Genomic DNA, 25,917 nt, shown 5'->3' on the forward strand with positions numbered 1-25,917 from the left:
ACTGGCTGACGCCGCATCCCGCCACACCAACCGGTCCCGTGCCTTGCACGGGGCCGGCCTCAGACGAAAGTGGGCAGCCCTGGCAATGGCCTTGCGCGTTATGATTGCCTATCGGCCATCGCGCTACTTTCTATAGCGACGTTTGACCTCGACCGTCAGGCGACCCTCGCCCAGGCGCGCATTGAGCCTCTCGCCCGGCTGGGTATCCTGGGCGCGCTTGACCACCTTGCCGTCGCCGTCCTCCAGAATCGCATAGCCCCGCCCCAGCACCGCCAGCGGGCTGACCGCGTTGAGCTCGCGGGCCAGGGCGTTGAGCCGGCTGCGCTCGTGCTGCAGGCGTTGGGGCAGGGTGGCGTGCAGGCGCGCACTGGCGCGCTCCAGCCGATTGCGCGCTTCGCTGACCTGCTGCGCAGGCACGAAGCGGTACAAACAGCGCTCCAGGTGCTGGTGATGCTGGCGGGCGCTCGCCAGCCGTTGCTGCATGGCTCGCTTGAGACGCGCCTCGAGCTGATCGAGACGCTGACGCTGCTGGTCCAGGCGCTCGCCGGGGTGACGCAGGCGGGCGCGCAGGTGGTCGAGGCGTTGCGACTCGCTGTCGAGCCGGGCCAGCTCGCAGCGGGCCAGACGCTGCATCGCGTCCTGCAGGCGGCGGGTCAGCTCGCGGCGATCCGGCACCAGCTGTTCGGCAGCGGCGGAAGGGGTGGGGGCGCGCACGTCGGCGGCGAAGTCGGCCAGCGTGACGTCGACCTCGTGTCCTACCGCCGACATCACCGGCAACTGCGAGTGGAAGATCGCCCGCGCCAGATGCTCGTCGTTGAACGCCCACAGGTCTTCCAGGCTGCCGCCGCCGCGTGTGACCAGCAGCGCATCGAAGCGCCCCTGGCTACGGGCCAGATGGTTGGCCAGGCCAATGGCGCGGATGATCGCCGGCACCGCCTCGCGGCCCTGGACCGGTACCGGCAGCACGGTCACGTCGAGCATCGGCCAACGTGCGGCCAGTACCGCCAACACGTCGCGAACCGCCGCCCCGGTCCCTGAGGTAATCACCGCCAGATGGCGCGGCGGGCAGGGCAGTGGCCGGGCATTGGCGAACACCCCCTCGGCGGCGAGCTGATGCTTCAGGCGCTCGAAGGCGGCCAGCAGCGCACCCTGACCGGCGGGCTGTACCGCCTCGACGATCAACTGGTAATCGCCACGCGGCTCGAAAACCGACACCTTGCCGCGCAGGCGGATATGATCGCCATTGTTGAACGGTGCGGCGAAACGCGCCCGGGTGCGAAACAGGGCGCAGCGCACCTGGGCGCGATCGTCCTTGAGCGTGAAGTAGCAATGCCCCGATGCCGGCCGCGCCAGCCCCGACACCTCGCCCTCCACCCAGCAATCGCCGAAGCCGCGCTCCAGCATCAGCCGGGCCTGACGGTTGAGTTCGCTCACGGAAAGGGCGGTAGGGTCGTTGTCCTGCATGGCCGGTCTCGGGTCGCGGAGAAAAGCCCAGCCTACCTTGCAAGACAAGGAATGTCGCTCATGACGACCTTGCAATCTTTTGTCAAACGATAAATATTATCACCATAATTATCATCTGCGTTGGCTCTGTAATATCGCGCTTACAAACTACGCCTTTCGCTCAACGAAAAGGCACAAGGCGGCCTTCGGGGTTGCCGGATCATCGAGGATGTCGCACATGACTGATCGCAGGAGCAAGCCCAACGCGTCATGGCCACGCTGGCAACGTACCACTACCGCCCTTGTATGCTGCACGCCGCTGGTTGCCGTTCCCATGAGCGGGAACGCACAAGACGCAGACGGCGGCAATGAGAGCGAGCAGGGGACGTATCGCCTCGCGCCCATCATCGTCAACGCGCAGGCGGAAGCCGACGATAACGCGAACACGGTGGTGGCCCAGGAACTCTGGGTGGGCGGCAAGGTCGCGACCAGCATCCTCGATACCCCCGCCTCCGTATCGGTCATCACGGAAAAGGAAATCGAACAACGCGACGCCAATACCACCGAGGAAGTCCTGCAATACACGCCCGGGGTCATCACCGAGTACTACGCCACCGACGACCGCAACGATTATTTCAAGGTCCGTGGATTTCAGGCCACGACCTACCGTGATGGGATGACGCTGGGCTCGATGCGCGGTGTTCGCGAGGAACCCTACGCCTACGAGCGTGTCGAGGTGCTGCGTGGGGCCAACTCCACCCTGTTCGGTCCGGCAGACCCGGGCGGTTCGGTCAATTTCGTGAGCAAACGGCCAAGGTTCGAGTCGTTTGGCGAAGGCTACGTGGCGTATGGTTCATTCGACCGTAAAGAAGCCGGACTCGATGTGGGCAACACGCTGAACGCCAGCGAGACCCTGGCCTATCGCGTTACCGGCAAGATCAAGGACAGCGAGCGCGAATACGAGCATTCCCGGGATGACGACGAGTTCATCATGGGCGGCCTGACCTGGGAGCCGACGGATTACACCTCGGCGACGCTGATCTTCGATTACCTGAGCCATGACAACACCCCCAACAGTGGCGGCTATCCGTTCGACCGGGAGTACGACCGCGACGAATTCTTCGGTGAGCCTGACTTCAATTACCAGGATGTCGAGCGTACCAGTGTCACTGGGCTACTCACCCATGACTTCGATAACGGCCTGACCTTGCAGGGTAACCTGCGTTACAGCGACCTGACCGACGACTACGGATACGTTTATATCACTGACTCCGTGGCACGCACCGGCACGGTGGTCGGCCGTAGCTATATCGGCGGGGACAGTGAAGCAAGCGAGCTGATCGGCAACGCCATCCTGCAATACGATGCCAGTTTCGACTACATCGACAGCAGTACACTGGCGGGTGTCGAATATCGCGATGCATCGAGCGAAGGTACATCGGTATACGCGCCGGCAGAGTCGATCGATGTCTCAGATCCCGTTTACAGCGGTCCCCCGAGCAGCCTGGTTGCCTACGACGATACCGAACAGGACTACAAGACCCGGTCGCTCTTCCTGACCCAGAACCTGTCCTTCTACGACCGCTTTATCGTCACGGCGGGTGTACGTCACGACGACTTGGACCTCTCCGAGAAAGACTTCCTCGCCAACACCGATTCTTCCGACGACTTCTCGGAAGTCTCGGTCCGCGGCGCGCTGACCTACAAGGTCACCGACGAGGTGTCTACCTATGTCAGCTATGTGGAATCGATCGCACCGCCATCGATCGGCACCGAGCCCGAGCGCGGCGAGCAGTACGAGATCGGTGTGAAATATGCGCCTTTCGGCATGAATGCGCTGTTCTCGGCGGCGGTCTATGACCTGACCAAGGACAATGTGAGCATCGCGGTCGCGCGGGACGACGGTACGGGTATCGACCGGGAAACCATCGGCGAATCCCGCGTGCGTGGCCTGGACCTGGAAGCCAAGGCCGAGTTGACCGACAACCTGAGCCTGATCGGCGGCTATTCCTACATGGAATCGGAAGTGGAGCGCGGCACACTGCGGGATGGGACATCGATCGAAGGCAATGAATTCACCGAAACACCGACACATACGGCGTCGCTCTGGACTTACTATACCCTGCCAGATAGGGACATGAGCTTCGGTCTTGGCGCCCGCTATACCGGTTCCTACTACTTCGATGCCGAGAACTCGGCCAAGAGCGATGCAACGACGCTTTATGATGCGGCCTTCAGCTACCAGTTCATCCAGAACACCGACCTGACCGTCAACGTCAACAACCTGCTCGACGAGCAGCACGTGGTCGGCTCCGGCACGGCGGATTACTACAACCAGGGCCGCGAAGTCGTGGCCAAGGTGAGCTATCGCTGGTAAGGCGATACTCTGGCTAAAGAATGTCCTCTTCGGGCCGATAATTGAAAGTGTCAGTGGCCAGTTGAGGGAGAAGATCATGAGTGAAGTTCATCGTTATTGGTACGAGGCCGCGACGCACACTGCCGAAGCCCAGGCCGTGGTTCAGGCGTGGCTGGAAAAGAAGTAACCAGCCGCCGTTCTGCGTGAGGGGAGTCGTTACGCCGTTCGTCATGCTCGCCTGTGTTGCACCGTAGGCCCTGCGAAGCTCGCAGGGCCTTTTGCGTGGTGCCTGGCCTGATGCGAAGCGGCAGACAGGCGGTTGGCCGGTTTGCCCAGAACCCAACCTAAGTCGTATAATACTCGATTAACTTCTCCACACCCCTTCTCCCCACAATCTGCTCATTGGGTGTTTCCGACATGCTACGTATGGCGCAAGAAGCTCTTACGTTCGACGACGTATTACTCGTACCCGGCTACTCGGATGTCCTGCCCAAGGACGTCAGCCTCAAGTCCCGCCTGACCCGCAACCTCAACCTCAACATCCCGCTCGTCTCGTCCGCCATGGATACCGTCACCGAAGCGCGCCTGGCCATCGCCATGGCCCAGGAAGGCGGCATCGGCATCATCCACAAGAACATGACCATCGCCGGCCAGGCGGCGGAAGTGCGCAAGGTGAAGAAGCACGAGAGCGTGATCGTCAAGGACCCGGTCACGGTGGGGCCCAAGGCCAAGCTCGAGGATCTGCTGGCGATGGCCGACGAGTACGGCTATTCGGGCTTCCCGGTCGTCGAAGGGGAAACCCTGGTGGGTATCGTCACCGGTCGTGACATGCGCTTCCAGCCCGACCACAGCGACAGCGTCGAGGCGATCATGACGCCGCGCGAGAAGCTGGTCACCGTGCCGGTGGGCACACCGCTGGACGTGATCAAGACCAAGCTGCAGGAAAACCGCATCGAGAAGATCCTGATCGTCGACGATGCCTTCCGCCTGCAGGGGCTGGTCACCGTGCGTGACATCGAGAAGGCGCGCACCTACCCGATGGCCGCCAAGGATGCCGACGGCCGCCTGCTGGTCGGCGCTGCGGTGGGTACCGGTGCCGAGACCCCGGATCGCATCACCGCGCTGGCCGAAGCCGGCGTCGACGTAATCGTGGTCGACACCGCCCATGGCCACTCCAAGGGCGTCATCGACCGCGTGGCATGGGTCAAGGAGCACTTCCCTGACATCCAGGTCATCGGCGGCAACATCGCCACGGCCGAAGCCGCCAAGGCCCTGGCCGAAGCCGGCGCGGACGCCGTCAAGGTGGGTATCGGCCCCGGCTCCATCTGCACCACGCGCATCGTCGCCGGTGTCGGCGTGCCGCAGATCACCGCCGTGTCCAACGTCGCCGAAGCGCTCAAGCCCTACGACATCCCGCTGATCGCCGACGGTGGCGTGCGTTTCTCCGGTGATCTGGCCAAGGCCATCGCGGCCGGCGCTAGCTGCGTGATGATCGGCGGCCTGCTGGCCGGTACCGAGGAAGCCCCGGGCGAAGTCGAGCTCTACCAGGGCCGTACCTACAAGGCCTACCGCGGCATGGGCTCCATGGGTGCCATGTCCCAGAGCCAAGGCTCCGCGGACCGCTACTTCCAGGACAAGACCGAAAACGCCGAGAAGCTGGTCCCGGAAGGCATCGAAGGCCGCGTACCCTACAAGGGCATGATGAGCGCCATCGTCCACCAGCTGATGGGTGGCCTGCGCGCCTCGATGGGCTACACCGGCTGCCGCAGCATCGACGAGATGCGCACCAAGCCGGAGTTCGTCAAGATCACCGGCGCCGGCTTCGCAGAATCGCACGTGCACGACGTACAAATCACCAAAGAGGCACCTAATTATCGGGTCGGTTGATCGCGATAATTGAAAGAACTTCGCGGCGGGGGCAACCCCGCCGCTGGCTTTTGGATCACTGTTGCGACCTCGCCCGTCGCCGCTCAACAGAGAGCCCACGATGCAAGACATTCACGCCCACAAGATCCTGATCCTCGACTTCGGTTCCCAGTACACCCAGCTAATCGCCCGCCGCGTGCGCGAGATCGGCGTCTACTCCGAAGTGCGCGCCTTCGACATCACCGAAGACGAGATCCGCGAGTTCGACCCCAACGGCATCATCCTCTCCGGCGGCCCGGAATCCACCGTCGCCGAAGGCTCGCCGCGCGCCCCGCAGTGCGTGTTCGAGATGAAGCTGCCGGTACTGGGCATCTGCTACGGCATGCAGACCATGGCCGAGCAGCTGGGCGGTCGCGTCGAGGGCTCCAACAAGCACGAGTTCGGCTACGCCCAGGTCAGGATCGAAGGCGACGACGACCTGTTCAAGGGCATCAAGGATCACATCGATGCCGAGGGCAACGCGCTGCTCGACGTGTGGATGAGCCACGGCGACAAGGTCGCCGAGGCGCCGGAAGAGTTCACCGTCACCGCCTCCACGCCGAGCTGCCCGATTGCCGCCATGACCTGGCCGGAAATGCGCTTCTATGGTGTGCAGTTCCACCCCGAAGTGACCCACACCCTGCAGGGCCAGCGCATTCTCGAGCACTTCGTGCTGGATATCTGCGGCGCTGAGCGCCTGTGGACTCCGGCGCGCATCATCGAAGACCTCGCCGCCCGCGTGCGCGACCAGGTCGGCGACCGTCACGTGCTGCTCGGCCTTTCCGGCGGCGTGGACTCCTCCGTGGTCGCGGCACTACTGCACAAGGCCATCGGCGACCAGCTTACCTGCGTGTTCGTCGACAACGGCCTGCTGCGCAAGAACGAAGGCGACCAGGTGATGGAGACCTTCGGCCACCACATGGGCGTGAAGGTCATCCGTGTGGATGCCGAGGATGAGTTCCTCTCCAAGCTCAAGGGCGTCGACGACCCCGAAGCCAAGCGCAAGGCCATCGGCAACACCTTCATCGACGTGTTCGATCGCGAGGCGGCCAAGATCGACGGCGTGGACTTCCTCGCCCAGGGCACCATCTACCCCGACGTGATCGAATCCGCCGCCAGCAAGACCGGCAAGGCCCACGTCATCAAGTCGCACCACAACGTCGGCGGCTTGCCCGAGACCATGAAGCTCAAGCTGGTCGAACCGCTGCGCGAGCTGTTCAAGGACGAGGTACGCAAGCTCGGCCTGGAACTCGGCCTGCCCTACGACATGGTCTACCGCCACCCCTTCCCGGGGCCGGGCCTGGGCGTGCGTATCCTCGGCGAAGTGAAGAAGGAGTACGCCGACATCCTGCGCGAGGCCGACGCCATCTTCATCGAGGAACTGCACAACGCCGACTGGTACCACAAGACCAGCCAGGCCTTCGCCGTGTTCCTGCCGGTCAAGTCCGTCGGTGTGGTCGGCGACGGCCGCCGCTACGAATGGGTCATCGCCCTGCGCGCCGTGGAAACCATCGACTTCATGACCGCAAGATGGGCCCACCTGCCGTACGAGCTGCTGGAGAAAGTCTCCAACCGCATCATCAACGAGATCCGCGGCGTATCGCGCGTAACGTACGACGTGAGCAGCAAGCCGCCCGCGACGATCGAGTGGGAGTGAGCAGTCGCCTGCTTCCCGAGACTCAGAAACCCGCCGCAAGGCGGGTTTTTTTCTGAGTGGTAACAATGACACCTAGCACTCGGCTGAAGTAGCATAATTCAATGATTTAATTCAAATGAGTCTTCAATGCAAAGTACCGAACAGCAATTTTTGAACGCGCTTGAAGACAAGCTCTGGAAAGCTGCGGACAAGCTGCGCAACAACCTGGACGCGGCCAACTACAAGCACGTGGTGCTGGGGCTGATCTTTCTGAAGTACGTCTCCGACGCGTTCGAGGAGCGCCAGCGCGAGCTGCTCGAACTGTTCAAGAACGACGCCGACGACAATATCTACTACCTGCCGCGCGAGGATTACGACAGCGACGCCGAGTACGAGCAGGCGCTCGAAGATGAACTGGAGATCCTCGACTACTACCGCGAGGCCAACGTATTCTGGGTGCCGAAAGAGGCGCGCTGGAGCACGCTGAAAGAGAACGCCGCATTGCCTATCGGCTCGGTGCTCTGGCAGAACAGCAAGGGCGAAGACGTGCGCCTGCGCTCGGTGAGCTGGCTGATCGACAACGCGCTGGAGGCCATCGAAAAGAGCAACGGCAAGCTCAAGGGCGTGCTGGAAGGCATCAGCCGCTTTCAGGTCGATAACGACAAGCTGATCGGGCTGATCAACTCCTTCTCGGATACCTCTTTTACCCAGCCGACCCTTAATGGCGAGCCGCTGAACCTGCGCAGCAAAGACATTCTCGGCCACGTCTACGAGTACTTCCTCGGCCAATTTGCGCTGGCTGAGGGCAAGCAGGGTGGGCAGTACTACACGCCCAAGAGCATCGTCTCGCTGATCGTCGAGATGCTGGAGCCCTACAAGGGCCGGGTGTACGACCCGGCGATGGGTTCCGGGGGGTTCTTTGTCTCATCGGACAAGTTCATCGAAGAGCACGCCCGCGAGCACCATTACGACCCCGCCGAGCAGAAAAAGCATGTGTCCATCTACGGGCAGGAGTCGAATCCTACCACCTGGCGGCTGGCCGCCATGAACATGGCCATTCGCGGCATCGACTTCAACTTCGGCAAGAAAAACGCAGATAGCTTCCTCGATGACCAGCATCCGGACCTGCGCGCCGACTTCGTCATGGCGAACCCGCCTTTCAACGTCAAGGACTGGTGGCACGAGTTACTGGCCGAGGATGTGCGCTGGCAATATGGCACCCCGCCCAAGGGCAACGCCAACTTCGCTTGGCTACAGCACATGCTGCATCACCTTGCTCCTGTGGGCAGCATGGCGCTGCTACTCGCCAACGGCTCGATGAGCTCCAACAGCGGTGGCGAGGGCGAAATCCGCCGCCGCCTAGTCGAAGAGGATCTGGTCGAGTGCATCGTCGCCCTACCGGGTCAGCTCTTTACCAACACGCAGATTCCTGCCTGCATCTGGTTCCTCACCAAGGACAAGACCGGCGGCCTCTCGCCCAACGGCGTTGAAAAACGTCGGCGTAAAGGCGAAGTGCTATTCATAGACGCCCGCCAACAGGGCTATATGCGCGACCGCGTGCTGCGCGACTTCACCCGTGAAGACATCGCCAAGATCACTGACACTTTCCATAGCTGGCAGCGCACCGACACCTTTGAAGACGTCCCCGGCTTCTGTGCCTCAAAAGATCTGGCCGCCATCGAAAAGCACGACTTTGTGCTGACGCCGGGGCGCTATGTGGGCGCTGCAGCACAGAAAGAGGACGACGAACCCTTCGGCGACAAGATGACGCGGCTGACAGCGCAGTTGAAAAACCAGTTCGAGGAAAGCGACCGGCTGGAAAGCGAGATCAAGCGGAATCTTGGGGGGCTGGGTTATGAGCTCTGAATGGACTCCATTGGTATTATCCGAAGTAATTGAGGTAAAGCATGGCTGGGCATTCAAGGGTGATTATATGTCTGAGGATGCCGGTGAGGGGCCAGTCGTTGTTGCGATAGGAAACTTCGATTACAGCGGAGGTTTTAGGTTTTCCAGCACAAAGATTAAACGCTATTCGAGTTCATATCCAAGAGAGTACGAGCTTCAGGGCGGAGATATTTTGCTAGCCATGACTTGTCAAACTCCCGGTGGTGAGATTTTAGGCCTTCCAGGGATGATCCCCAGTGACGGTGAGCTATATTTGCATAATCAGCGGCTGGGTAAACTTATCGTTAAAAATCCTAGTCGTGTGTGTCCTCAATACTTGTACTGGATTTTTCTGTCGTATGATTTTAATCGGTACTTGGCGGGTAGTGCTACTGGCACAAAAATTCTCCATACTTCGCCTAGCAAAATTGTCTCTTATGAAACTAGGATGCCTCCTCTTGAGGTGCAAAAGGACATATCTAGATTTCTATGGGCTATCAGCGACAAAGTCGAACTCAATCAAAAAATCAACCAAACCCTCGAACAAATGGCCCAAGCCCTCTTCAAAAGTTGGTTTGTCGATTTCGAGCCGGTCAAGTCCAAGATCGCCGCGCGCCAGCGCTGGCAGGCGCTCCAGCCAGGCAACGAACCCGCATCCCCCGTCTGCTACGCCACCGAGCTGGACGAGCAGCCCTATTTAGGCGATCTGGAATCCTATATGAACCGCGCCGCGATGCAGGCGATTGCCGGCAAGACAGCGGCGCAGCTCGACACGCTGCGTGCTGAAGACCCTGAACGCTATAGAGAATTATTCGATACCGCCGCTCTGTTTCCCTCGGCGATGCAGGACAGTGAATTGGGGGAGATTCCGGAGGGGTGGGAGATATCAACGGTCGGCAGAGAGTTTGATGTGACTATGGGCCAATCTCCACCCGGAGATACCTATAATGAAACCGGAGAAGGTACACCATTTTTCCAAGGGCGTAGAGATTTCGGAGAGAGATTTCCGAGTAATCGAGTGTACTGTACTCAACCTAAGCGAATGGCAAAGCGGGGCGATACACTTCTGAGTGTGCGCGCCCCAGTAGGTGATACCAACATCGCTTTAACTGACTGCTGTATTGGACGTGGCTTGGCAGCGATTAGACATAAATCCGGCTGCTCATCTTTCACTTACTATTCTATCATTCAGCTTAGCTATGAGCTTTCGTCGTATGATTCTGAAGGAACGGTTTTTGGTTCTATAAATCAAAAAAACCTTAAGGATATTTCGCAGCTTGTGCCACCTCATGAGGTGCTGTCTTCTTTTCAGAAAGCTGCCAAAGCTCTTGACGAGCTAATCAAAGTAAATAGTGAAGAACTGGCTTCGCTTGCTGCGATGCGAGATACCCTTCTCCCCAAACTTCTCTCTGGCGAGATTAGTACAGTTAATAGGGGGGAGGCATGACAGAGAAATGGAACGGACTTGTAAAGACCATTCAAAAATTCAAAAGTTCAGTCAAGGAAGAGCTGGATAAGTCTAATGAAGACTTTCATTTGGAGCTGAATGGTGAAACCCCCCTTTCTATCAAAGGTTTGGGCGTAAGGGAAGATGAAATAAATGAATATTTTGTTGACCCAAGTGATGTTTTGTTTTGGCACGATCCCACCGCATATATTGATGAGCTAGAGCGTTGGGAAAACCAAAAGGTAATAGATACGTATTCCGAAGTTAAGAGGTTTTTAAATAGTAGTGATCAGGTCAGCGTTTTTAAAAGGTTTGTGGAGTCTATAAAAAGGAAAAGGGTGTCCCCTTTTGTTGGCGCCGGTCTGTCAGCTCCGTGTGGCTTTCCATTATGGGGTGAAGCATTAGAAAAAATGGTTAAGAAGCTGGAGAGTGTTTCAATATCAAATCAGCGTGCAGGTCAGCCACCTTTGGAACATATTGAAGAGATTAATGGTTGCATTAAAAGCTGGAGATATCTTGAAGCAGCTCAGTTGCTTTATGAAAATCACAAAATATATTTTGAAAGTTATGTTCGCAACACCTTTGATGGTGCAACACCTGATAATGTTGGAGATGTGGCTTCACTTTTGCCGAAGCTATCGGATGGCTGCGTTATAACAACTAATTTTGATGAGGTTGTCGAGAAAGCATTTATAAAAGAAAAAAAGGTGATAGAAGGCTATATGCATGGAACGCAATCGCAGAATCAGTTTGCTTCCAAGCTAATTCAAGGTGAAAGGTGTATCTTGAAGTTGCATGGGCATTTTAATTCACCAGATACATATATATTTTCAAAAGCTCAATATGAAGAGGCATATGGAGTTGGAGGTATTGATTACACTAAGCCTTTGGCTAAAGTTTTGCGACAAGTTTTTATCAGTCACTCTCTTGTGTTTATAGGATGCAGTCTTGCTCAAGATAAAACGCTCGAACTGTTTTCCGATGTAGCAAGCTCAAATGAGTTTGATATCCCTTCACATTTTGCTTTTTTGCCAGACAATCAGAATGATAACATCAAATTTGCAACTGAAGACTATTTAGGGCAGGCGAAGATAGACCCAATATGGTATTCCGTTACCTCGGACGACAATGGCCTACAAGACCACTCTCAGCTCCATGAGCTTTTAAGTTTTGCTGTCGACTGTGCGCACGGGAAGGCTTCCTTTTGAGGAGAATCAAATGAATGAAGAACAACTGGAAGCCTTGTGTCTTGAGTGGTTTGTCGAAACCGGCTGGGAAATCGCCCACGGGCCGGACATTGCCCACGATGGCACCTCACCGGAGCGCGACGATTATAAGCAAGTGCTGCTGCGTGGTGATCTCGAAAAGGCCATCATAAAGCTCAACCCGCAGTTGCCCGATGACGCCATTCAGCAGGCCGTGGCACAGGTCAGCAAACCGCAAAGCCCTGACCTCGTGCTCAGTAACCGCGCCTTCCACCAGTGGCTGCTCGATGGCGTGCCGGTGCAGTACAAGCACGATGACGACGTCGTGTATGACCACGCCTTTCTGATCGATTTCGAGCGCGTCGAGGCCAACCGTTTCCGCGCCATCAATCAGTTTACCCTTCAGGGCAGCAAACAGCCCCGCCGCCCGGATATCGTTTGCTTCGTCAATGGCCTGCCGCTGGCGGTAATCGAGCTGAAAAGCCCGAGCAGCGAAACTGCTGATATCACCGGCGCCTTCAATCAGCTGCAAACCTACAAAACTGAAATTCCTGATCTATTCGTCACCAACGAAGCGCTGGTGATCAGCGATGGCTACACCGCGCGGGTTGGCTCGCTGACGGCGGATCAGGAGCGCTTCATGCCGTGGCGCACCATCAAGGATGAACACGACAAGCCGCTGCTGGAATGGCAGTTGGAAACCCTAGTGCGGGGCTTTTTCGACCGGGCGCTGTTGCTCGATTACCTGCGCTACTTCGTGTTATTCGAGACCGACGCCGAGCGGGTGATCAAGAAAATCGCCGGGTATCACCAGTTTCACGCCGTGCGTGAAGCGGTGAAGGCGACCGTGATCGCCGCCGAGGCGCCTGCGGCAGGCGTGGGCGAGAAACGCGCCACCTACGGCGATGAGGTCAAACCCGGCAGTAAGAAAGCTGGGGTGATATGGCATACCCAGGGCTCGGGCAAGAGCATTTCAATGGTCTGCTACGCGGGCAAGCTGTTGCAGCAACCGGCGATGCATAATCCAACACTGGTCGTGGTGACCGACCGTATTGATCTCGATGGTCAACTATTCGGCACCTTCAGCAGCGCACGCGACTTGCTCAAGCAGGACCCGGTACAGGCCGAGGGCCGCGAGAGCCTGCGCCAAAAGCTCGCCGAGCGGGAGTCAGGTGGGATCATCTTCACCACTGTTCAGAGATTTGCTTTGCTGGACGGCGAGAGCGGCCACCCAGTTCTTAATGACCGCCATAACATCGTAGTGATTTCGGACGAAGCGCACCGTAGCCAGTACGGTCTGAAAGCCGACCTCAAGCAGGACGGTCAATATAAATTTGGCTTTGCCAAGCACATGCGGGATGCGCTGCCCAACGCTTCCTTCATCGGCTTTACCGGCACGCCCATTGCCAATGAAGACAAGGATACCCGTGCCGTCTTTGGTGATTACGTCTCGATCTACGATATTCAGGATGCTGTCGACGACGGCGCCACCGTGCCGATCTTCTACGAATCGCGCCTGGCGCGCCTCGACATCAACCGTGAGGAAATCAACCAGCTCTCCGAGCAGGTCGATGAGCTTATCGAGGATGATGAAGATACCGGCGCGCGGGAGCGCACCAAGGGCGAGTGGAGCCGCCTCGAAAAGCTGATGGGTGCCGAGCCGCGGCTAAAGCGTATCGCCTCGGACCTCGTCGAGCACTTCGAGACGCGCAACAAGACCATCGAAGGCAAGGCAATGATCGTCGCCATGAGCCGCACCATCTGTGCGCAGCTCTACAACGAGATCGTTGCGCTGCGCCCGGACTGGCACGACGACGACCCGGAAAAGGGCGCGATCAAGGTCATCATGACCGGCTCGGCCGCCGACAGCCCGCTGCTGACGCCCCACATCTACAACAAGACAACCAAGAAACGGCTGGAGAAGCGGTTCAAGAACCCGGCGGACCCGCTCAAGCTGGTGATCGTGCGCGATATGTGGCTGACCGGCTTCGACGCGCCGTGCTGCCATACCATGTACGTCGACAAGCCCATGAAAGGGCACAACCTGATGCAGGCCATCGCTCGGGTGAATCGGGTGTTCAAGGACAAGCCCGGCGGGCTGGTGGTCGACTACATTGGCATCGCCAACGAGCTGAAAAATGCCCTCAAGATATATACCGACTCGCGCGGCAAGGGGCAGCCCACCTACAGCGCCGAGGAAGCCTTCGCGGTGCTGGAAGAGAAGCTCGATATCATCCACGGCATGTTTGCCAAGGGCGCCAACCGTGAAGGCTTCGACTACAGCGGCTTCGAAGAGGCGCCGCATAAACTGCTACCGCCGGCGGCCAACTACATCCTGAGTCTGGAAAAGGGTAAGCAGCGCTTTCTCGATACGGTATTGAAAATCAATAAGGCGTATTCGCTGTGCAGCACGCTGGATGAGGCCAAGGCGTTGCACAAGGAAATCGCGTTTCTCTCGGCCATCAAGGCGGCACTGGTCAAACATACCAGCGTGAATCGCTCGCGCAGTGAAGAGCAGAAAAATTCCGCGCTCAAGCAGATCCTCGATAACGCCGTAGTGGCCGAGGACGTGACGGACGTGTTCGCGCTCTGCGGGCTCGACAAGCCCAATATCGGGCTGCTCTCCGATGAGTTTCTTGAAGACGTACGCCAGATGCCGTATCGCAATCTGGCCGTTGAGCTGTTGGAGAAACTGCTCAAGGACGACATCAAGGCAAAAACGCGCACTAACGCCGTGCAGGAGAAAAAGTACTCGGATCGCTTGCAGGAGACGCTGCGCAAGTACAACAACCGCGGCATCGAAACGGCGCAGGTGATCGAAGAGCTGATCGCCATGGCCAAGCAGTTCAAGGCCGATATGGAACGCGACGAGGCGCTGGGCCTGAACCCCGACGAGATCGCTTTTTACGACGCCTTGATCACCAACGAAAGCGCGGTACGAGAGCTGGGTGATGATAAGTTGCGGGCACTGGCGGTCGAGGTCACCAACAAGCTGCGTGGCTCGACCACCGTCGACTGGCAGGTGCGGGAAAGCGTGCGCGCTAAACTGCGCATTCTGGTGCGCCGAACGCTGCAGCGCTACAAATACCCGCCGGACAAGTCGCCGGAAGTCATCGAGCTGATTCTCAAGCAGGCCGAGCTGCTTTCCAATCAGTGGACATCCTGATTTCATCGCTTTGGAGCCCGTATGACTCGCAGTCAAGCCGGCTCCACTTCTAGGCGCTTACCCCTATAGCTTGATACATGTCCGATAAGCCCCACATTTCAATCAACGTTCTGGACGAAGTTTTGGCCGGTGGGCTGTACTTGTCCGGCTATTGACTGTAGCCCGTTATCGATGGCACTGCCTGCCACCAGGGCTCGGCCATGCGGAGTGAGATGGGTATTCCGTCACGACAGTCGCCCCGCGATCCGTAGTCACCACCGTATGCTCATACTGCATCACAGGTGCACGGGGTTTGTTGTAGGGCGCCAGCCGTCATCGCCTTCGGCGGAGTATCCCTGCGCCGAGTCAAATTGCACCAAGCGGGCGCCCGCTTTCGTACTGACTTCACCTTCAGAAGCGATCAACGCGGAACGGGGCCATATCCACTGCGGGTTCTTCGCCATCCATTATCTGGGCGAGCCATAGCCCTGCCTTGTCGGGGGCCGGGCCGATCACCGGTTTCATGTCGGGCAGGCAGGGGCGGGCGCCTTTCCAGGGCTGGCTGTCGCGACGCTTGCCCAGCGGGAACAGCTGGCACGCTACCTTCTCGGTGGCCAGCTGCTGTACTGGAGCGGCGATTCTGGGGAGGCGAACTCGGCCACCCTACGACATGGTCTACCGCCACCCCTTCCCGGGGCCGGGCCTGGGCGTGCGCATCCTCGGCGAAGTGAAGAAGGAGTATGCCGATATCCTGCGCGAAGCCGACGCCATCTTCATCGAGGAGCTGCACAACGCCGACTGGTACCACAAGACCAGCCAGGCCTTCGCCGTGTTCCTGCCGGTGAAATCCGTCGGGGTGGTCGGCGACGGCCGCCGCTACGAATGGTTCATCGCCCTGCGCGCCGTGGAAACCATCGACTTCATGACCGCCCGCTGGGCCCACCTGCCGTACGAGCTGCTGGAGAAGGTCTCCAACCGCATCATCAACGAGATCCGCGGCGTATCGCGCGTGACCTACGACGTGAGCAGCAAGCCGCCCGCGACGATCGAGTGGGAGTGATCAGCCTGGTAGGGCAGGCGAGAGCCGCCTAAACCTACTGCATCACCCGTCTCATACGAAAGCCTGCCTTTACTGGCAGGCTTTTTTGTTGCAAAACGTTACTATGCTAAGGCTAACTATGGTTAAGGCTCCGAGGAAGCGGCCGATAGAAGATGGAAAGAAATGATGCGTAGGAGGTCGCAGGGAAAGGATGTCATCACCGGGCGATGGGGTGGCTGGATCAATTTTTTATTAAACACTGATCGATTTTAAGGATGTGATTTTTTAATTTTAGAGACGGACTTATGAAAAAAAGTAGTTTGACAGGATTTAGATTCAGGAAGCATATGTCGATTGGTAGGTTGGGAGCAGAAGAAGATCATGCTTTCTTACAGAGTTGCTTTATAGATACCGGGGACTACGAAGTTGCGATTGATGTAACATCGTCGCACAGTATTTTGTTGGGGAGGACAGGTTCAGGAAAAAGTGCCCTATTAGAAAAAATAAAAAATGATTGCGAGCATACTGTTGAGATACACCCTGAAGAGCTTTCTTTAAGCTATATATCTAATTCAAATATTTTGAGTTTTGTTAGTCAGCTTGGTGTTAGTCTCGATTTGTTTTTTCAGCTATTATGGAGGCATATTTTTGCTGTTGAGTTGATAAAGTCAAAATATAAAATAACTAATGAGGATCAAGTTAGAGGTTTCTTTGATAGATTTTCTTTTAGCTTTAGTAGAGACAGAAAGCGTGAGCGGGCTATAGAGTATCTTAAGCAATGGGGTGATAAGTTCTGGTTGGAGACAGATGTAAGGATACAAGAGCTGACAAAAAGAATAGAAGATCAGCTTTCGGCAGGTATAAATGCTTCAGATTACGGAGTGCCTGTTACTGCTGAAGGAGCTAGAAAGTTAACGGAAGAGCAAAAGATAGAAGTATCCGAGAGAGCTACTAAAATAGTTAACAGTGTACAAATACAAAAGCTGAACGAACTCATTAGGTTTATGGGGGAGGAGGTTTTTACAGACCCCCAGAATAAATACTATTTAGTCATAGATAAGCTGGATGAGAATTGGGTTGATGACAGCTTGCGTTATCAGCTCATTAGGTCTTTAATAGATACCATTAAAACATTTAGGAATATTGAGCCTGTAAAAATACTGATTGCTCTTAGGAAAGATCTTCTAGATAGGGTTATTGAAAAAACAAACTACCAAGGGTTTCAGCCGGAAAAATATAGAGATCTTTATTTGCCTATAAAATGGAGTAGAGAAGATCTGTATGATTTAGTTTTAAAGAGGATAGGACAGCTTCTTAAAGAGCAATATACATCTAAGTCTGCAAGGTTCGAAGATGTTTTTCCTAGTCATGTGGGCAACCAAACTTGCATGGATTTCATTATGGATAGAACCTTGATGAGGCCGAGAGATATAATTGTTTATATTAACCAATGCATAGAGCTTGCTCAGAATCGTTCTCAGATTACTGCAAGTTTAGTGAGAGAAGCCGAAATTGCATATTCCAAAGAGAGGATATCTAGCCTTGGTTACGAGTGGGGAGCAGACTATCCTCTTTTCTATCGCTATGTAAACCTGTTAAGAAGGAAAAGGTCAACTTTCACACATTCGGATGTTTCTAAAGATGAAATTGATGAGTTTGCGTATGACATGATTGTTGAAGAGCAGGCTGGCAATGACCCTGTTAGGAAATTGGCAGTATCATATTATGAAAACAGTGAGATAAGCAGGTCTTCTTTTCTCAATAAGTTTATTACGATACTTTACCGAATTGGCGTGATAGGCGTGAAGCAAGATGCATACTCAAGTGTGGTTTGGTATCAAGATAATGATTTAATGTTATCAGAGAGTGAGGCAAAAAGATCTTCCTTCTTTCATATACATCCTATGGTTTGGCGGGAGCTGGGAGTTGTGCCAGTTGGAAGCGCTAAGAAAAGATAGTGGTATTGAGGTTTCCTTTTGAAATTCAGAAATTATCGTTGCGACGTTAGTTTGACAAGAATAGTTCGATCAACAATCTATAACATTCTGTTATTGAGCGCTTTTTGACTAGGTCGACATGAACGAACAGCGTCAGATACTAATCTACGAAGATGCCTACAAGGCCGTCGAAGTTCGCCTGGACGAAGGTCGCGAGACAGTATGGCTGACACAGCGGCAGATGACCGAGATGTACGACACTTCGACAGGCAATATTAGTCTTCACCTCAAAAATATCTACGCTAACGAAGAACTTGGAGAAAGCGCAACTACCAAGGAATCCTTGGTAGCTCGCTAAGAGGGCTAGCGTCAGGTACGGAGGCGAGTCCGGCTCTCATTTCCATGGGCTACCGCGTCAACTCCCGGCATGCGGTTCGTTTTCGCCAGTGGACACGCGTGTCCTGTGCAATCACCTGATCCATGGCTGGACACTGCACCGCAACGCTTCGAAGCCAACGCGTGGGAAGCGGCGATGGCACTGGTGCGCAAGGCACGAATGGATGGTTGCCAAGGGACAGAGGAGTCGCAAGTAGATAGCATAAAGCGGGCGCCTCAAGGGCGCCCGCTTCCGTATTAACCTCACATTCAAAAGCGATCGACGCGGAACGGGGTCATATCCACCGCGGGCGCTTCGCCTTCCATCATCTGGGTGAGCAGTTCGCCGGTGGCCGGGCCCAGGGTAAAGCCCTGATGGCCGTGGCCGAAGGCGAGCCATAGCCCTGCCTTGTCGGGGGCCGGGCCGATCACTGGCTTCATGTCGGGCAGGCAGGGGCGGGCGCCTTTCCAGGGCTGGCTGTCGCGACGCTTGCCCAGCGGGAACAGCTTGCGTGCCACTTTCTCGGCGGCGGCCAACTGCTTGTACTGGGGCGGCGAGTTCAGGTCGGCCAGCTCGGCGCCGGTGGTCAGCCGAATCCCGGCGCGCATGGGTTCGAGCAGGAATCCCTTCTCGGCATCCATCACCCAGTGGTTGAGCTTGGCCTCCTTTTCGGCGGAGTAGTGCATGTGGTAGCCGCGTTTCACGAACAGCGGAACCTTCATGCCCAGCCTAGCCAGCAGTTCACCGGTCCAGGGGCCCATGGCCACCACCACCTGCTCGGCTTCCAGATCCCCCTCGCTGGTCTTGACCTGCCAGCCACCCTCCACCTGGTGCACGTCTTCGACGCTGGCCTGCTTCACCTGGCCGCCCTGTTCGGCAAAGCTGCGGGCATAGGCCTGCACTAGGCCGCCGGGGTCCGAGACCATCCAAGGCTGCGTCCAGTGGATCGCCCCGATCAGCCCCTTGCCCAAGTGCGGCTCCTTGGCGTAGAGCGCCTCGGCACCCAGCACCTCGTACTCGACTCCGAAGCGCTCGTGATTCTCCTGGGCCACTTGCTGGCGTTCCTCGAACTCCTTGCAGGTGCGGTAAAGCTCCAGCCAACCGCCCTTGCGCACCAGCGCCTCGGCACCGGCGGCTTCGATCATCGGCGCGTGGGCCTCCTGGCAGCGCATGATCAGCGATGCCCACTCGCGCACAATGCGTGCGTAGCGCTCGCCGCTCGAGTTCAGCCAGTAATCCAATAGCGGGCCCGCCGCACTCATCATGCCGGTGGGGCGGTAGCGGATATCCACCTCGCGGTTGGGCAGCACCCGCAGCAGGGTGCCGATATCCCGGGGGAAGGCGTAGGGGCGCACTGCCTCGCGCTGGATGATGCCGGCATTGCCGAAGGAGGTCTCGAGCCCCGGCTCGCGGCGGTCCACCAGCGTGACGTCATGGCCGCGACGCACCAGGTGCCAGGCCACGGATACGCCGACCACGCCGGCACCCAGAACGATGATATTGCGGGCCATGAAGGTCTCCTTGCCAGTGGATACGAGATGCTCCGCTGGTAGCAGAGCCGTTATGTAAAGGAGTCTATCAGCCCTTCCCATAAAATCGGCTACGTGCTGGTAATTAAGGTTATGGTCCTGTATTTAGGGAAGAAGGCCGAGTATTTATCCAGAAGTATGGTGTTAAAAAGCATTTTTTCCGTAGCTGGTTCCTGGGCCTGCACGGGCTATTATCGAAGCGTCGAGGCGCTGTACAGCTGAGTGCCATAGCCTGCGTTGCGGCGGGTACGTGGATTAACGCGTTTCAGGCCTGACGCAGGTCGGCCAGGACGCGACGCCCGCGCAGGCAGTCCTGTTCGTGCGCGTCATCGCGCCAGGTTTCCTGTATGCCTTGTTCCACCCATGCGCTAACTGCCGGATGGGCGAGCAAGCGCTCCGCATAGGCCTCGGCCTGTGCCGATAGGGTCAGCCCATAGGTGCGGTAGCGAACCGCCACGGGTGCGTAGAACGCATCGACCGCGCCAAATGTCTCGCCTGCCAGCCAGGGTCCACCGAAGCGCTTAAGGCCATCCGCCCACAGTGCCATCAATCGAGTCAGGTCTTTCTCCAACGCCGGGCTTGTTGTCCCGAGTTCGATCCGCAGGGCACAGTTCATCGAGCATTCATCGCGTAGGGCCATGAACCCCGAATGCATTTCCGCACACGCCGAGCGTGCCCAGGCGCGGGCCGTTCTATCCGCTGGCCACACGTCCGGGTGGGCTTCTGCCAGGTACTCGACGATGGCCAGGGAATCCCAGACCAGTAAATCCTCATCCTTTAGGCAGGGCACCTTGCCGGTGGGCGAGAACGCCTTGAAGGCATATCTGACCGGAGTGCCGAAACAGGAGAAAATCCCATTCTATATCAATTGGATACGCATAATTTACAGTTGGGAAGTTGAATAAGTTTGATGGCTATTGTTCTGTATGCTATACGATAAGTACAGCATACCGAACAATATCCGTTCCATGTGCCCGGTAAGCTGGCGTTGAGAATCGTATGGCGAACAAAGGAGGGAGCGATGGTTACCCCCTGTGTCGGAATAGGCAGAGATTCTGAAATTAATGGAGATTCTGATCTCAACATAGAGTCCGCCTTAATTGCGAAGTTTGAAACTAATGCTGTTTTTTACGCTAATGAGATAGCGGTTAGCGATCAGGAAAAAACATTGACCTATGAACAACTAAATGTTCGGTCTAATAAGAGGCGGGACCAGCTAGCTGCACGTGGAATAAAAAAAGGAGATGGAGTTGCAATATCACTATCTCACACATGCGAACTTGTTGTAAGTATGCTCGCTGTGCTGAAATTGGGAGCTTATTATATCCCGATAGACTTGAGGAATCCTCCGGAGAGAACGGATTATATAATTAATGATTCTGAGCCCAAAGCAAAGATATATGAGTCATCTGGGAGAATTGAACTATCGAAGCTGAATAGGAGTAAAGAGGAAAGACAGCCTTTTAATGAACGACGCGATCCTTTGGCTTATGTTATTTATACGTCTGGCACTACCGGAAGCCCTAAAGGCGTAGGCGTTACCCATAACAATATTGCACAATTGCTAACGAATACAGAAAGCCTCTTCGCTTTTGACCACAGTGATGTCTGGATGCTCTGTCATTCGTTTGCCTTCGACTTCTCAGTGTGGGAAATTTGGGGAGCACTATGGCATGGAGCAAAATTATTAGTACCCAATGAAATAACGGTTCTCGAAAGCAGCGCCCTGGCAGAATATATTATTAGTAACGGGGTTACTATTTTAAATCAAACTCCAACAGCTTTTAAAAAGCTTCAGGAGGGCTTGGTTGTAGAGAGCTCTTGTAAACTACGTTACATTATATTTGGAGGAGAGAGGCTCAATGCTAAAGTATATGGCGATGCATTTGAATTTCTCAAAAGTTCAAAGGTAAAAATTGTAAATATGTATGGAATAACTGAGGTTACAGTCCATGCTACCTACCACGAATTAAATGAGCAAGATCTTATAGGAGAAGGGTCGAATATAGGTAAGGTCCTGCCGGGATTTGATTATGAAATACTTGATAGTGACGGAAACCAAGCTGAAGTAGGTGAGCTATACCTGTCCGGATTGCAAGTTTCAAAAGGATATGTGTTTGATAGTGCGAAGACGAAGAGTCGCTTCGTTAGGTTAGGTTGGAAAAGAGGTGTCTTTTACAAAAGTGGCGACGTGGTAAGAAGGTTGTCTAATGGTGATCTTGAGTATTTGGGTCGCAATGATAATCAGGTAAAGATTAGAGGACATAGAGTAGAGCTTGCTGAAGTTGAAGCTAGGCTTTCTTCAATTTCTGCATTGTCACTTACTGCAGTAGCTCGTGTTGATAATGAGGTCAGTGGCGGTGATTTAGCATGCTTCTACATTTTGCAGCCGGGGCAGGAAATTACAAGGAGAGAGCTAAAGGTTATGGCTAGGAGATTGTTACCGCATTATATGGTCCCAACCTACTTTATTGCTGTAAAGGAAATTCCTCATACGGTAAATGGAAAGGTTGACAGAGATTTTCTTGTGGAAAAATGGAGTTGCAAATGAAAAATATGAATAAACAAGAATATGAAGCTATTTTCCTGAGCTGGGTTAGAGAAGCGTTGGATGACGGGGATATTAGTGGTGATGATAACTTCCTTGATGTAGGAGGAAACTCCCTCCTAGCGGTTGAGCTACTTGATAGATATGAAAAGAAATATGGAAAGAAAATTTCTATGCTCAGCTTGTTACAGCAAAGTATTAATAACGCGGTAGCAAACTCGAATTAATAGGAGTGATATGATATGACTAACCAAACGCAAGTGTATAGTCTTACAGCTAATGAGCTAGTCCAATTCGAGAAGAATGGCTTTATTGGCCCTTTCACAATCTATACGCCAGATGAAATGGATGCCTTATGGGATAAGATCAGAAGGCAGCTCCCAGATAGAAGCCATGCAGCATATCCGGTAGATGCGCATGGCGGAGTTACCAATATTTCAAATTATGATCGCCATTTGGATATTGATGAGCTTGCTTGCCATATCTGCAACAAGAAAATAGTTGACCGTGTGACATCTATTTTAGGAGAAAATGTTCTTTGCTGGAGGACCGAGTTCTTCCCCAAATATCCAGGTGATGAAGGGACAGACTGGCATCAAGCTGATACATTTGCTAATGCCAGCGGTAAACCACAAATATTATGGCCGGGCGAGAACGAAGATAACTTCAATGGAGGAACTATAACAGTCTGGACAGCTTTTACAGACTCTACGAAGGAAAATGGGTGCTTGCAACTTATTCCTGGAACGCATAAGAAAATGAATTATGATGAGCGGAAGACCATGGTGTTCAATCCTGAACGAATAAATGCAGTTGATAAAGAAGGTTTAAGTCAACATTAATGCATGCATCACTTCCTAACATACACACTGATCGAAAACAATATAGAATGGGGTTTGCAACTCGCTACGTTCCCTCTAATGTCATCGTTTATCCCAACACTGATGTGGTTCAGGAATACGGTGGAATAATTCCTCTTGACAATTTTGGCAATGTGCTTGTTAGCGGCAAGGACATGACTGGTGGTGTCAATAAATATCGCGATACTACTCTCAAAGGCACTCCTTACATTGTTAAGTGTTAATGTGTTCTTGAGGCGAGATAAGGCCTGGGGGAGTTTAATGTAATCCCGGGCCTTGTTCCAAGGGGGCAGCATGCAAGAGCAAGTATACTTAAAAAATACATATAAGTTTACCCAAAAAAGCACATACACAAAAGTTAGCTGCATAAATGAAGCTAACTGGATAGCGCTTGAAAATAACATTTTTCACCCTAAAGGTGGCGGTCAGCCGAGTGATACAGGCACCGTAGAAAATGTTGAAGTTATAGAAGTGAAAAAACTTGAGAGTGGCCTAGTGTGCCTCCGTTTGGCTAGCCATTGTGAATTTCCTCGTTTAGTAACAGCGGAGTTAGATGCTGGCAAACGTAAGAATCTGGCAGCTCTTCACACAGCAGGGCATATACTTAATGCTGTGATGGCTGCCAAGGGATTTACCTACCATAGTTGTAATCACGAGCCAGGAAAATCCCGGGTGGTGTTCAGTCTTGAAGAAAAAATGGATAGTTTAGATTTAAAGGAATCAATTGAATATGAGGTTAGTAATTTAATCCGGGGAGACATTAACGTATCGGACTCTTATCTGTGCAACGGACTAAGGGAGGTCCGTATCGGGAATATTAGAGATCGCTGCGCTGGCACGCATGTCAAAAGCACAGGGATGATAACGGACTTCAATGTTCGATCTATTAAGAGCAAAAAAGGACAACTGTTAATAGGTTATGATTGCAGCCATATATAATAGCATAAGGAAATAACATGCCACACGTCAAAGTCGCTAAGGTACAAGCTAGTAAGCGAGCTATTGTTACGGATGTTAGCGTTCTAGGTGTTGCCATTGTCTGGGGGTCTAGCTATGTAGCTATGCAGGAAGTAGGAAAGTATCTAGATGTGCAAACATTTTTGGCCGCAAGGTTTTTGTTCTCGCTTCCGATCTTACTTTATTTGTTTAGTGGGAATCTTATAAAAATAAGCAAGTTGGAAATTGGTATTGGATTTTTTCTTGGCCTTTTTTTGTTTGCTATTCTTTCGCTCGAGACGACTGGGGTTAAATATACATCTGCCGCTAATGCTGGCTTTCTTATAGCTGTTTCCGTTGTACTTGTCCCCTTGTTTGAAAGAATAATTGGGGGGGTTGAAAAAAGAGCTGCAGTTTATCTGCTGGCTATTCTCGCTTTGGTTGGATGCTATTTGTTAAGCAAGCCAACTTATTCTGGAGTAAACTTTGTTTTTGGAGATTATATAATATTATTTGCTGCAGTAGTAAGGGGGCTGCAGATTTTTCTATTCGGACACTTGACAAAGGGCGTGAATGTGTCAACTACCAATATTACCCTTGTAGAGTTATCGCTTGTGGCTGTGCTTGCTAGCTTTAGTACTTTTTTTATTGGCCATGTTGAGGATGTGGATTTTACAGTAATTCCAAACTACGTATGGTTGGTAGTTATTTACTTGGGGGTTGTTGGAACATCATTTGCTTTCTTGGCCCAACTTAACGCAGCACAAAAAACTAGTTCTACCAGGGTGGCGTTGATTTTGTCAACTGAGCCGGTGTTCGCGGCTTTCTTTGCATGGATGATCGCGGGGGAAACAATCTCATCCATACAGCTTTTAGGTGGTGTTTTAATTTTTATCTCGGCTTTTCTTGGAAGATTGATTGAGGCCTAATATGGCTGCTGAAACGCAAGATCCTTACATATATTTGCTCCCATTTGCTGGTGGTGGCGCTGCAGACATGAAAAAGCTACGCATAGAACTAGAAAAAAAGTATAAGACAATTTGCTTAGAGCTCCCCGGCCGAGGGAGGCGCTGGAGGGAGCCTTTTTTAATTAATTCAGATGATGCTGTTAAAGATTTATGCTCCCAAGTTGAGCCTCATGCTAAAGATATGGTTATTGTTGGGCATAGCCTTGGGGCATATTTGGGTTACAAGGTCGCCTGCTATTTTTCAAAATATTTTTCAATCAATTTCGTGGCGTTATCCAATGTTGCGCCTTCCGCAAATAATAAGATTGTGGGGAATGTTTCTTTAAAAAGTAGTTGTGATCAAATTAGAGAGCTTGCTGGATATTACGAGCCTCTTGAGAAGCTTAGGAATTATGATGAGAAAGTTTACTCGCTAGCCATGACGGTATTAAAATATGATTTGTTATTGTCCGAGCATTTTTTGAAATATTCTGATAAGCTAATGTTGCCTTGTAACATACACCTGGTTTATGGTCTCGATGAGGGCTACTCTAAAGATGAAATCAATGAGTGGGAGTTGTTAACAGATAGAAGTTTGTACACTTATTCTATTGAGGGTGATCATTTCTTTCCACAGCGATATCCTGAGTGTACGGCGTCAATCATATGTTCCATCTTGGGAAAAGCTGAGGTATATTGTAGTCATTTATAGAGCATCGCTGGG

Annotated in this window: 18 protein-coding genes and 2 pseudogenes; 16 read left to right on the forward strand and 4 right to left on the reverse strand. The window is 53.9% G+C overall.

Annotated elements, in window-relative coordinates; genetic code table 11:
• Nucleotides 1-123 precede the first annotated feature (123 nt).
• Complete coding sequence (xseA, locus tag MHM84_RS17105; RefSeq protein ID WP_239267550.1) at nucleotides 124-1,464, reverse strand: exodeoxyribonuclease VII large subunit; 1,341 nt, start codon at nucleotides 1,462-1,464, stop codon at nucleotides 124-126.
• A gap of 217 nt (nucleotides 1,465-1,681) precedes the next feature.
• Here xseA and MHM84_RS17110 point away from each other — a divergent pair, with 217 nt between their 5' ends.
• The 7 genes from MHM84_RS17110 to MHM84_RS17140 all read left to right on the forward strand — a co-directional run bounded on the left by MHM84_RS17110 (nucleotide 1,682) and on the right by MHM84_RS17140 (nucleotide 15,042).
• On the forward strand, nucleotides 1,682-3,820 hold the full coding sequence (locus MHM84_RS17110) for a TonB-dependent siderophore receptor (RefSeq protein WP_239267551.1): 2,139 nt from the start codon (nucleotides 1,682-1,684) through the stop codon (nucleotides 3,818-3,820).
• A 396-nt stretch (nucleotides 3,821-4,216) separates the two neighbouring features.
• On the forward strand, nucleotides 4,217-5,686 hold the full coding sequence (gene guaB, locus MHM84_RS17115; RefSeq protein WP_239267552.1) for an IMP dehydrogenase: 1,470 nt from the start codon (nucleotides 4,217-4,219) through the stop codon (nucleotides 5,684-5,686).
• Between the two features lie 100 nt (nucleotides 5,687-5,786).
• Entirely contained in the window at nucleotides 5,787-7,361 is a 1,575-nt protein-coding gene (gene guaA / locus MHM84_RS17120; RefSeq protein ID WP_239267553.1) for a glutamine-hydrolyzing GMP synthase, read from the forward strand.
• A 126-nt stretch (nucleotides 7,362-7,487) separates the two neighbouring features.
• Entirely contained in the window at nucleotides 7,488-9,206 is a 1,719-nt protein-coding gene (locus MHM84_RS17125; RefSeq protein WP_239267554.1) for a class I SAM-dependent DNA methyltransferase, read from the forward strand.
• Nucleotides 9,196-10,671 (forward strand): restriction endonuclease subunit S, encoded by a 1,476-nt coding sequence (locus tag MHM84_RS17130; protein WP_239267555.1) that lies wholly within the window; start codon nucleotides 9,196-9,198, stop codon nucleotides 10,669-10,671. Before MHM84_RS17125 ends, MHM84_RS17130 begins: the two co-directional genes overlap by 11 nt.
• The gene (locus tag MHM84_RS17135; RefSeq protein WP_239267556.1) at nucleotides 10,668-11,879 is read left to right on the forward strand and encodes an SIR2 family protein; all 1,212 of its coding nucleotides are present in this window, start codon (nucleotides 10,668-10,670) and stop codon (nucleotides 11,877-11,879) included. Before MHM84_RS17130 ends, MHM84_RS17135 begins: the two co-directional genes overlap by 4 nt.
• A 10-nt stretch (nucleotides 11,880-11,889) precedes the next feature.
• A complete protein-coding gene (locus MHM84_RS17140; protein WP_239267557.1) occupies nucleotides 11,890-15,042 on the forward strand; it encodes a type I restriction endonuclease subunit R in 3,153 nt (1,050 codons plus the stop codon).
• Nucleotides 15,043-15,432: 390 nt separating this feature from the next.
• On the opposite strand, the pseudogene MHM84_RS17145 reads toward MHM84_RS17140, so the two are convergent.
• Nucleotides 15,433-15,669, reverse strand: a pseudogene (locus MHM84_RS17145) (amino acid dehydrogenase); the annotation flags it as partial.
• Nucleotides 15,670-15,682: 13 nt separating this feature from the next.
• Between MHM84_RS17145 and MHM84_RS17150 the strand changes: the two are divergent.
• The 3 genes and pseudogenes from MHM84_RS17150 to MHM84_RS17160 form a co-directional block, all read left to right on the forward strand.
• Nucleotides 15,683-16,081, forward strand: a pseudogene (locus MHM84_RS17150) (GMP synthase (glutamine-hydrolyzing)); the annotation flags it as partial.
• Between the two features lie 284 nt (nucleotides 16,082-16,365).
• Nucleotides 16,366-18,018 carry a DNA repair ATPase gene (locus tag MHM84_RS17155; RefSeq protein ID WP_239267558.1) on the forward strand — a complete coding sequence of 551 codons (1,653 nt, stop codon included), beginning with the start codon at nucleotides 16,366-16,368 and terminating at the stop codon, nucleotides 18,016-18,018.
• Between the two features lie 118 nt (nucleotides 18,019-18,136).
• A complete protein-coding gene (locus MHM84_RS17160; RefSeq protein ID WP_239267559.1) occupies nucleotides 18,137-18,355 on the forward strand; it encodes a hypothetical protein in 219 nt (72 codons plus the stop codon).
• 287 nt (nucleotides 18,356-18,642) lie between these two features.
• Here the strand turns inward: MHM84_RS17160 and MHM84_RS17165 are convergent, their stop codons facing one another.
• Both MHM84_RS17165 and MHM84_RS17170 read right to left on the reverse strand, forming a co-directional pair.
• Nucleotides 18,643-19,884 (reverse strand): FAD-dependent oxidoreductase, encoded by a 1,242-nt coding sequence (locus MHM84_RS17165; protein WP_239267560.1) that lies wholly within the window; start codon nucleotides 19,882-19,884, stop codon nucleotides 18,643-18,645.
• A gap of 283 nt (nucleotides 19,885-20,167) precedes the next feature.
• Complete coding sequence (locus MHM84_RS17170; protein WP_343218298.1) at nucleotides 20,168-20,755, reverse strand: glutathione S-transferase; 588 nt, start codon at nucleotides 20,753-20,755, stop codon at nucleotides 20,168-20,170.
• Nucleotides 20,756-20,923: 168 nt separating this feature from the next.
• Between MHM84_RS17170 and MHM84_RS17175 the strand changes: the two genes are divergently transcribed.
• The 6 genes from MHM84_RS17175 to MHM84_RS17200 all read left to right on the forward strand — a co-directional run bounded on the left by MHM84_RS17175 (nucleotide 20,924) and on the right by MHM84_RS17200 (nucleotide 25,905).
• Nucleotides 20,924-22,453, forward strand: coding sequence for an amino acid adenylation domain-containing protein (locus tag MHM84_RS17175; RefSeq protein ID WP_239267561.1), 1,530 nt, complete (start codon nucleotides 20,924-20,926; stop codon nucleotides 22,451-22,453).
• Nucleotides 22,450-22,677, forward strand: coding sequence for an acyl carrier protein (locus tag MHM84_RS17180; RefSeq protein WP_239267562.1), 228 nt, complete (start codon nucleotides 22,450-22,452; stop codon nucleotides 22,675-22,677). Before MHM84_RS17175 ends, MHM84_RS17180 begins: the two co-directional genes overlap by 4 nt.
• Before the next feature lie 15 nt (nucleotides 22,678-22,692).
• A complete protein-coding gene (locus tag MHM84_RS17185; RefSeq protein WP_239267563.1) occupies nucleotides 22,693-23,292 on the forward strand; it encodes a chlorinating enzyme in 600 nt (199 codons plus the stop codon).
• Between the two features lie 312 nt (nucleotides 23,293-23,604).
• On the forward strand, nucleotides 23,605-24,249 hold the full coding sequence (locus MHM84_RS17190) for a hypothetical protein (protein ID WP_239267564.1): 645 nt from the start codon (nucleotides 23,605-23,607) through the stop codon (nucleotides 24,247-24,249).
• 17 nt (nucleotides 24,250-24,266) lie between these two features.
• Nucleotides 24,267-25,175: a DMT family transporter gene (locus MHM84_RS17195; protein ID WP_239267565.1), complete on the forward strand. Its 909-nt coding sequence runs from the start codon at nucleotides 24,267-24,269 to the stop codon at nucleotides 25,173-25,175.
• A gap of 1 nt (nucleotide 25,176) precedes the next feature.
• Nucleotides 25,177-25,905 carry an alpha/beta fold hydrolase gene (locus tag MHM84_RS17200; protein WP_239267566.1) on the forward strand — a complete coding sequence of 243 codons (729 nt, stop codon included), beginning with the start codon at nucleotides 25,177-25,179 and terminating at the stop codon, nucleotides 25,903-25,905.
• The last annotated feature ends 12 nt before the right edge of the window (nucleotides 25,906-25,917 follow it).

It is taken from the genome of Halomonas sp. McH1-25, assembly GCF_022348165.1.
Classification (GTDB): domain Bacteria; phylum Pseudomonadota; class Gammaproteobacteria; order Pseudomonadales; family Halomonadaceae; genus Modicisalibacter.

Excerpts from the sequence above, each read along its gene's own strand:
- MHM84_RS17190 (WP_239267564.1), top strand. The coding sequence starts at position 23,605 with ATGCAAGAGCAAGTATACTTAAAAAATACATATAAGTTTACCCAAAAA.
- MHM84_RS17180 (WP_239267562.1), top strand. The coding sequence starts at position 22,450 with ATGAAAAATATGAATAAACAAGAATATGAAGCTATTTTCCTGAGCTGG.
- guaB (WP_239267552.1), top strand. The coding sequence starts at position 4,217 with ATGCTACGTATGGCGCAAGAAGCTCTTACGTTCGACGACGTATTACTC.
- MHM84_RS17135 (WP_239267556.1), top strand. The coding sequence starts at position 10,668 with ATGACAGAGAAATGGAACGGACTTGTAAAGACCATTCAAAAATTCAAA.
- MHM84_RS17125 (WP_239267554.1), top strand. The coding sequence starts at position 7,488 with ATGCAAAGTACCGAACAGCAATTTTTGAACGCGCTTGAAGACAAGCTC.
- MHM84_RS17160 (WP_239267559.1), top strand. The coding sequence starts at position 18,137 with ATGAACGAACAGCGTCAGATACTAATCTACGAAGATGCCTACAAGGCC.
- MHM84_RS17200 (WP_239267566.1), top strand. The coding sequence starts at position 25,177 with ATGGCTGCTGAAACGCAAGATCCTTACATATATTTGCTCCCATTTGCT.
- MHM84_RS17110 (WP_239267551.1), top strand. The coding sequence starts at position 1,682 with ATGACTGATCGCAGGAGCAAGCCCAACGCGTCATGGCCACGCTGGCAA.
- MHM84_RS17185 (WP_239267563.1), top strand. The coding sequence starts at position 22,693 with ATGACTAACCAAACGCAAGTGTATAGTCTTACAGCTAATGAGCTAGTC.
- MHM84_RS17130 (WP_239267555.1), top strand. The coding sequence starts at position 9,196 with ATGAGCTCTGAATGGACTCCATTGGTATTATCCGAAGTAATTGAGGTA.
- MHM84_RS17175 (WP_239267561.1), top strand. The coding sequence starts at position 20,924 with ATGGTTACCCCCTGTGTCGGAATAGGCAGAGATTCTGAAATTAATGGA.
- guaA (WP_239267553.1), top strand. The coding sequence starts at position 5,787 with ATGCAAGACATTCACGCCCACAAGATCCTGATCCTCGACTTCGGTTCC.
- xseA (WP_239267550.1), bottom strand. The coding sequence starts at position 1,464 with ATGCAGGACAACGACCCTACCGCCCTTTCCGTGAGCGAACTCAACCGT.
- MHM84_RS17165 (WP_239267560.1), bottom strand. The coding sequence starts at position 19,884 with ATGGCCCGCAATATCATCGTTCTGGGTGCCGGCGTGGTCGGCGTATCC.
- MHM84_RS17155 (WP_239267558.1), top strand. The coding sequence starts at position 16,366 with ATGAAAAAAAGTAGTTTGACAGGATTTAGATTCAGGAAGCATATGTCG.
- MHM84_RS17140 (WP_239267557.1), top strand. The coding sequence starts at position 11,890 with ATGAATGAAGAACAACTGGAAGCCTTGTGTCTTGAGTGGTTTGTCGAA.
- MHM84_RS17195 (WP_239267565.1), top strand. The coding sequence starts at position 24,267 with ATGCCACACGTCAAAGTCGCTAAGGTACAAGCTAGTAAGCGAGCTATT.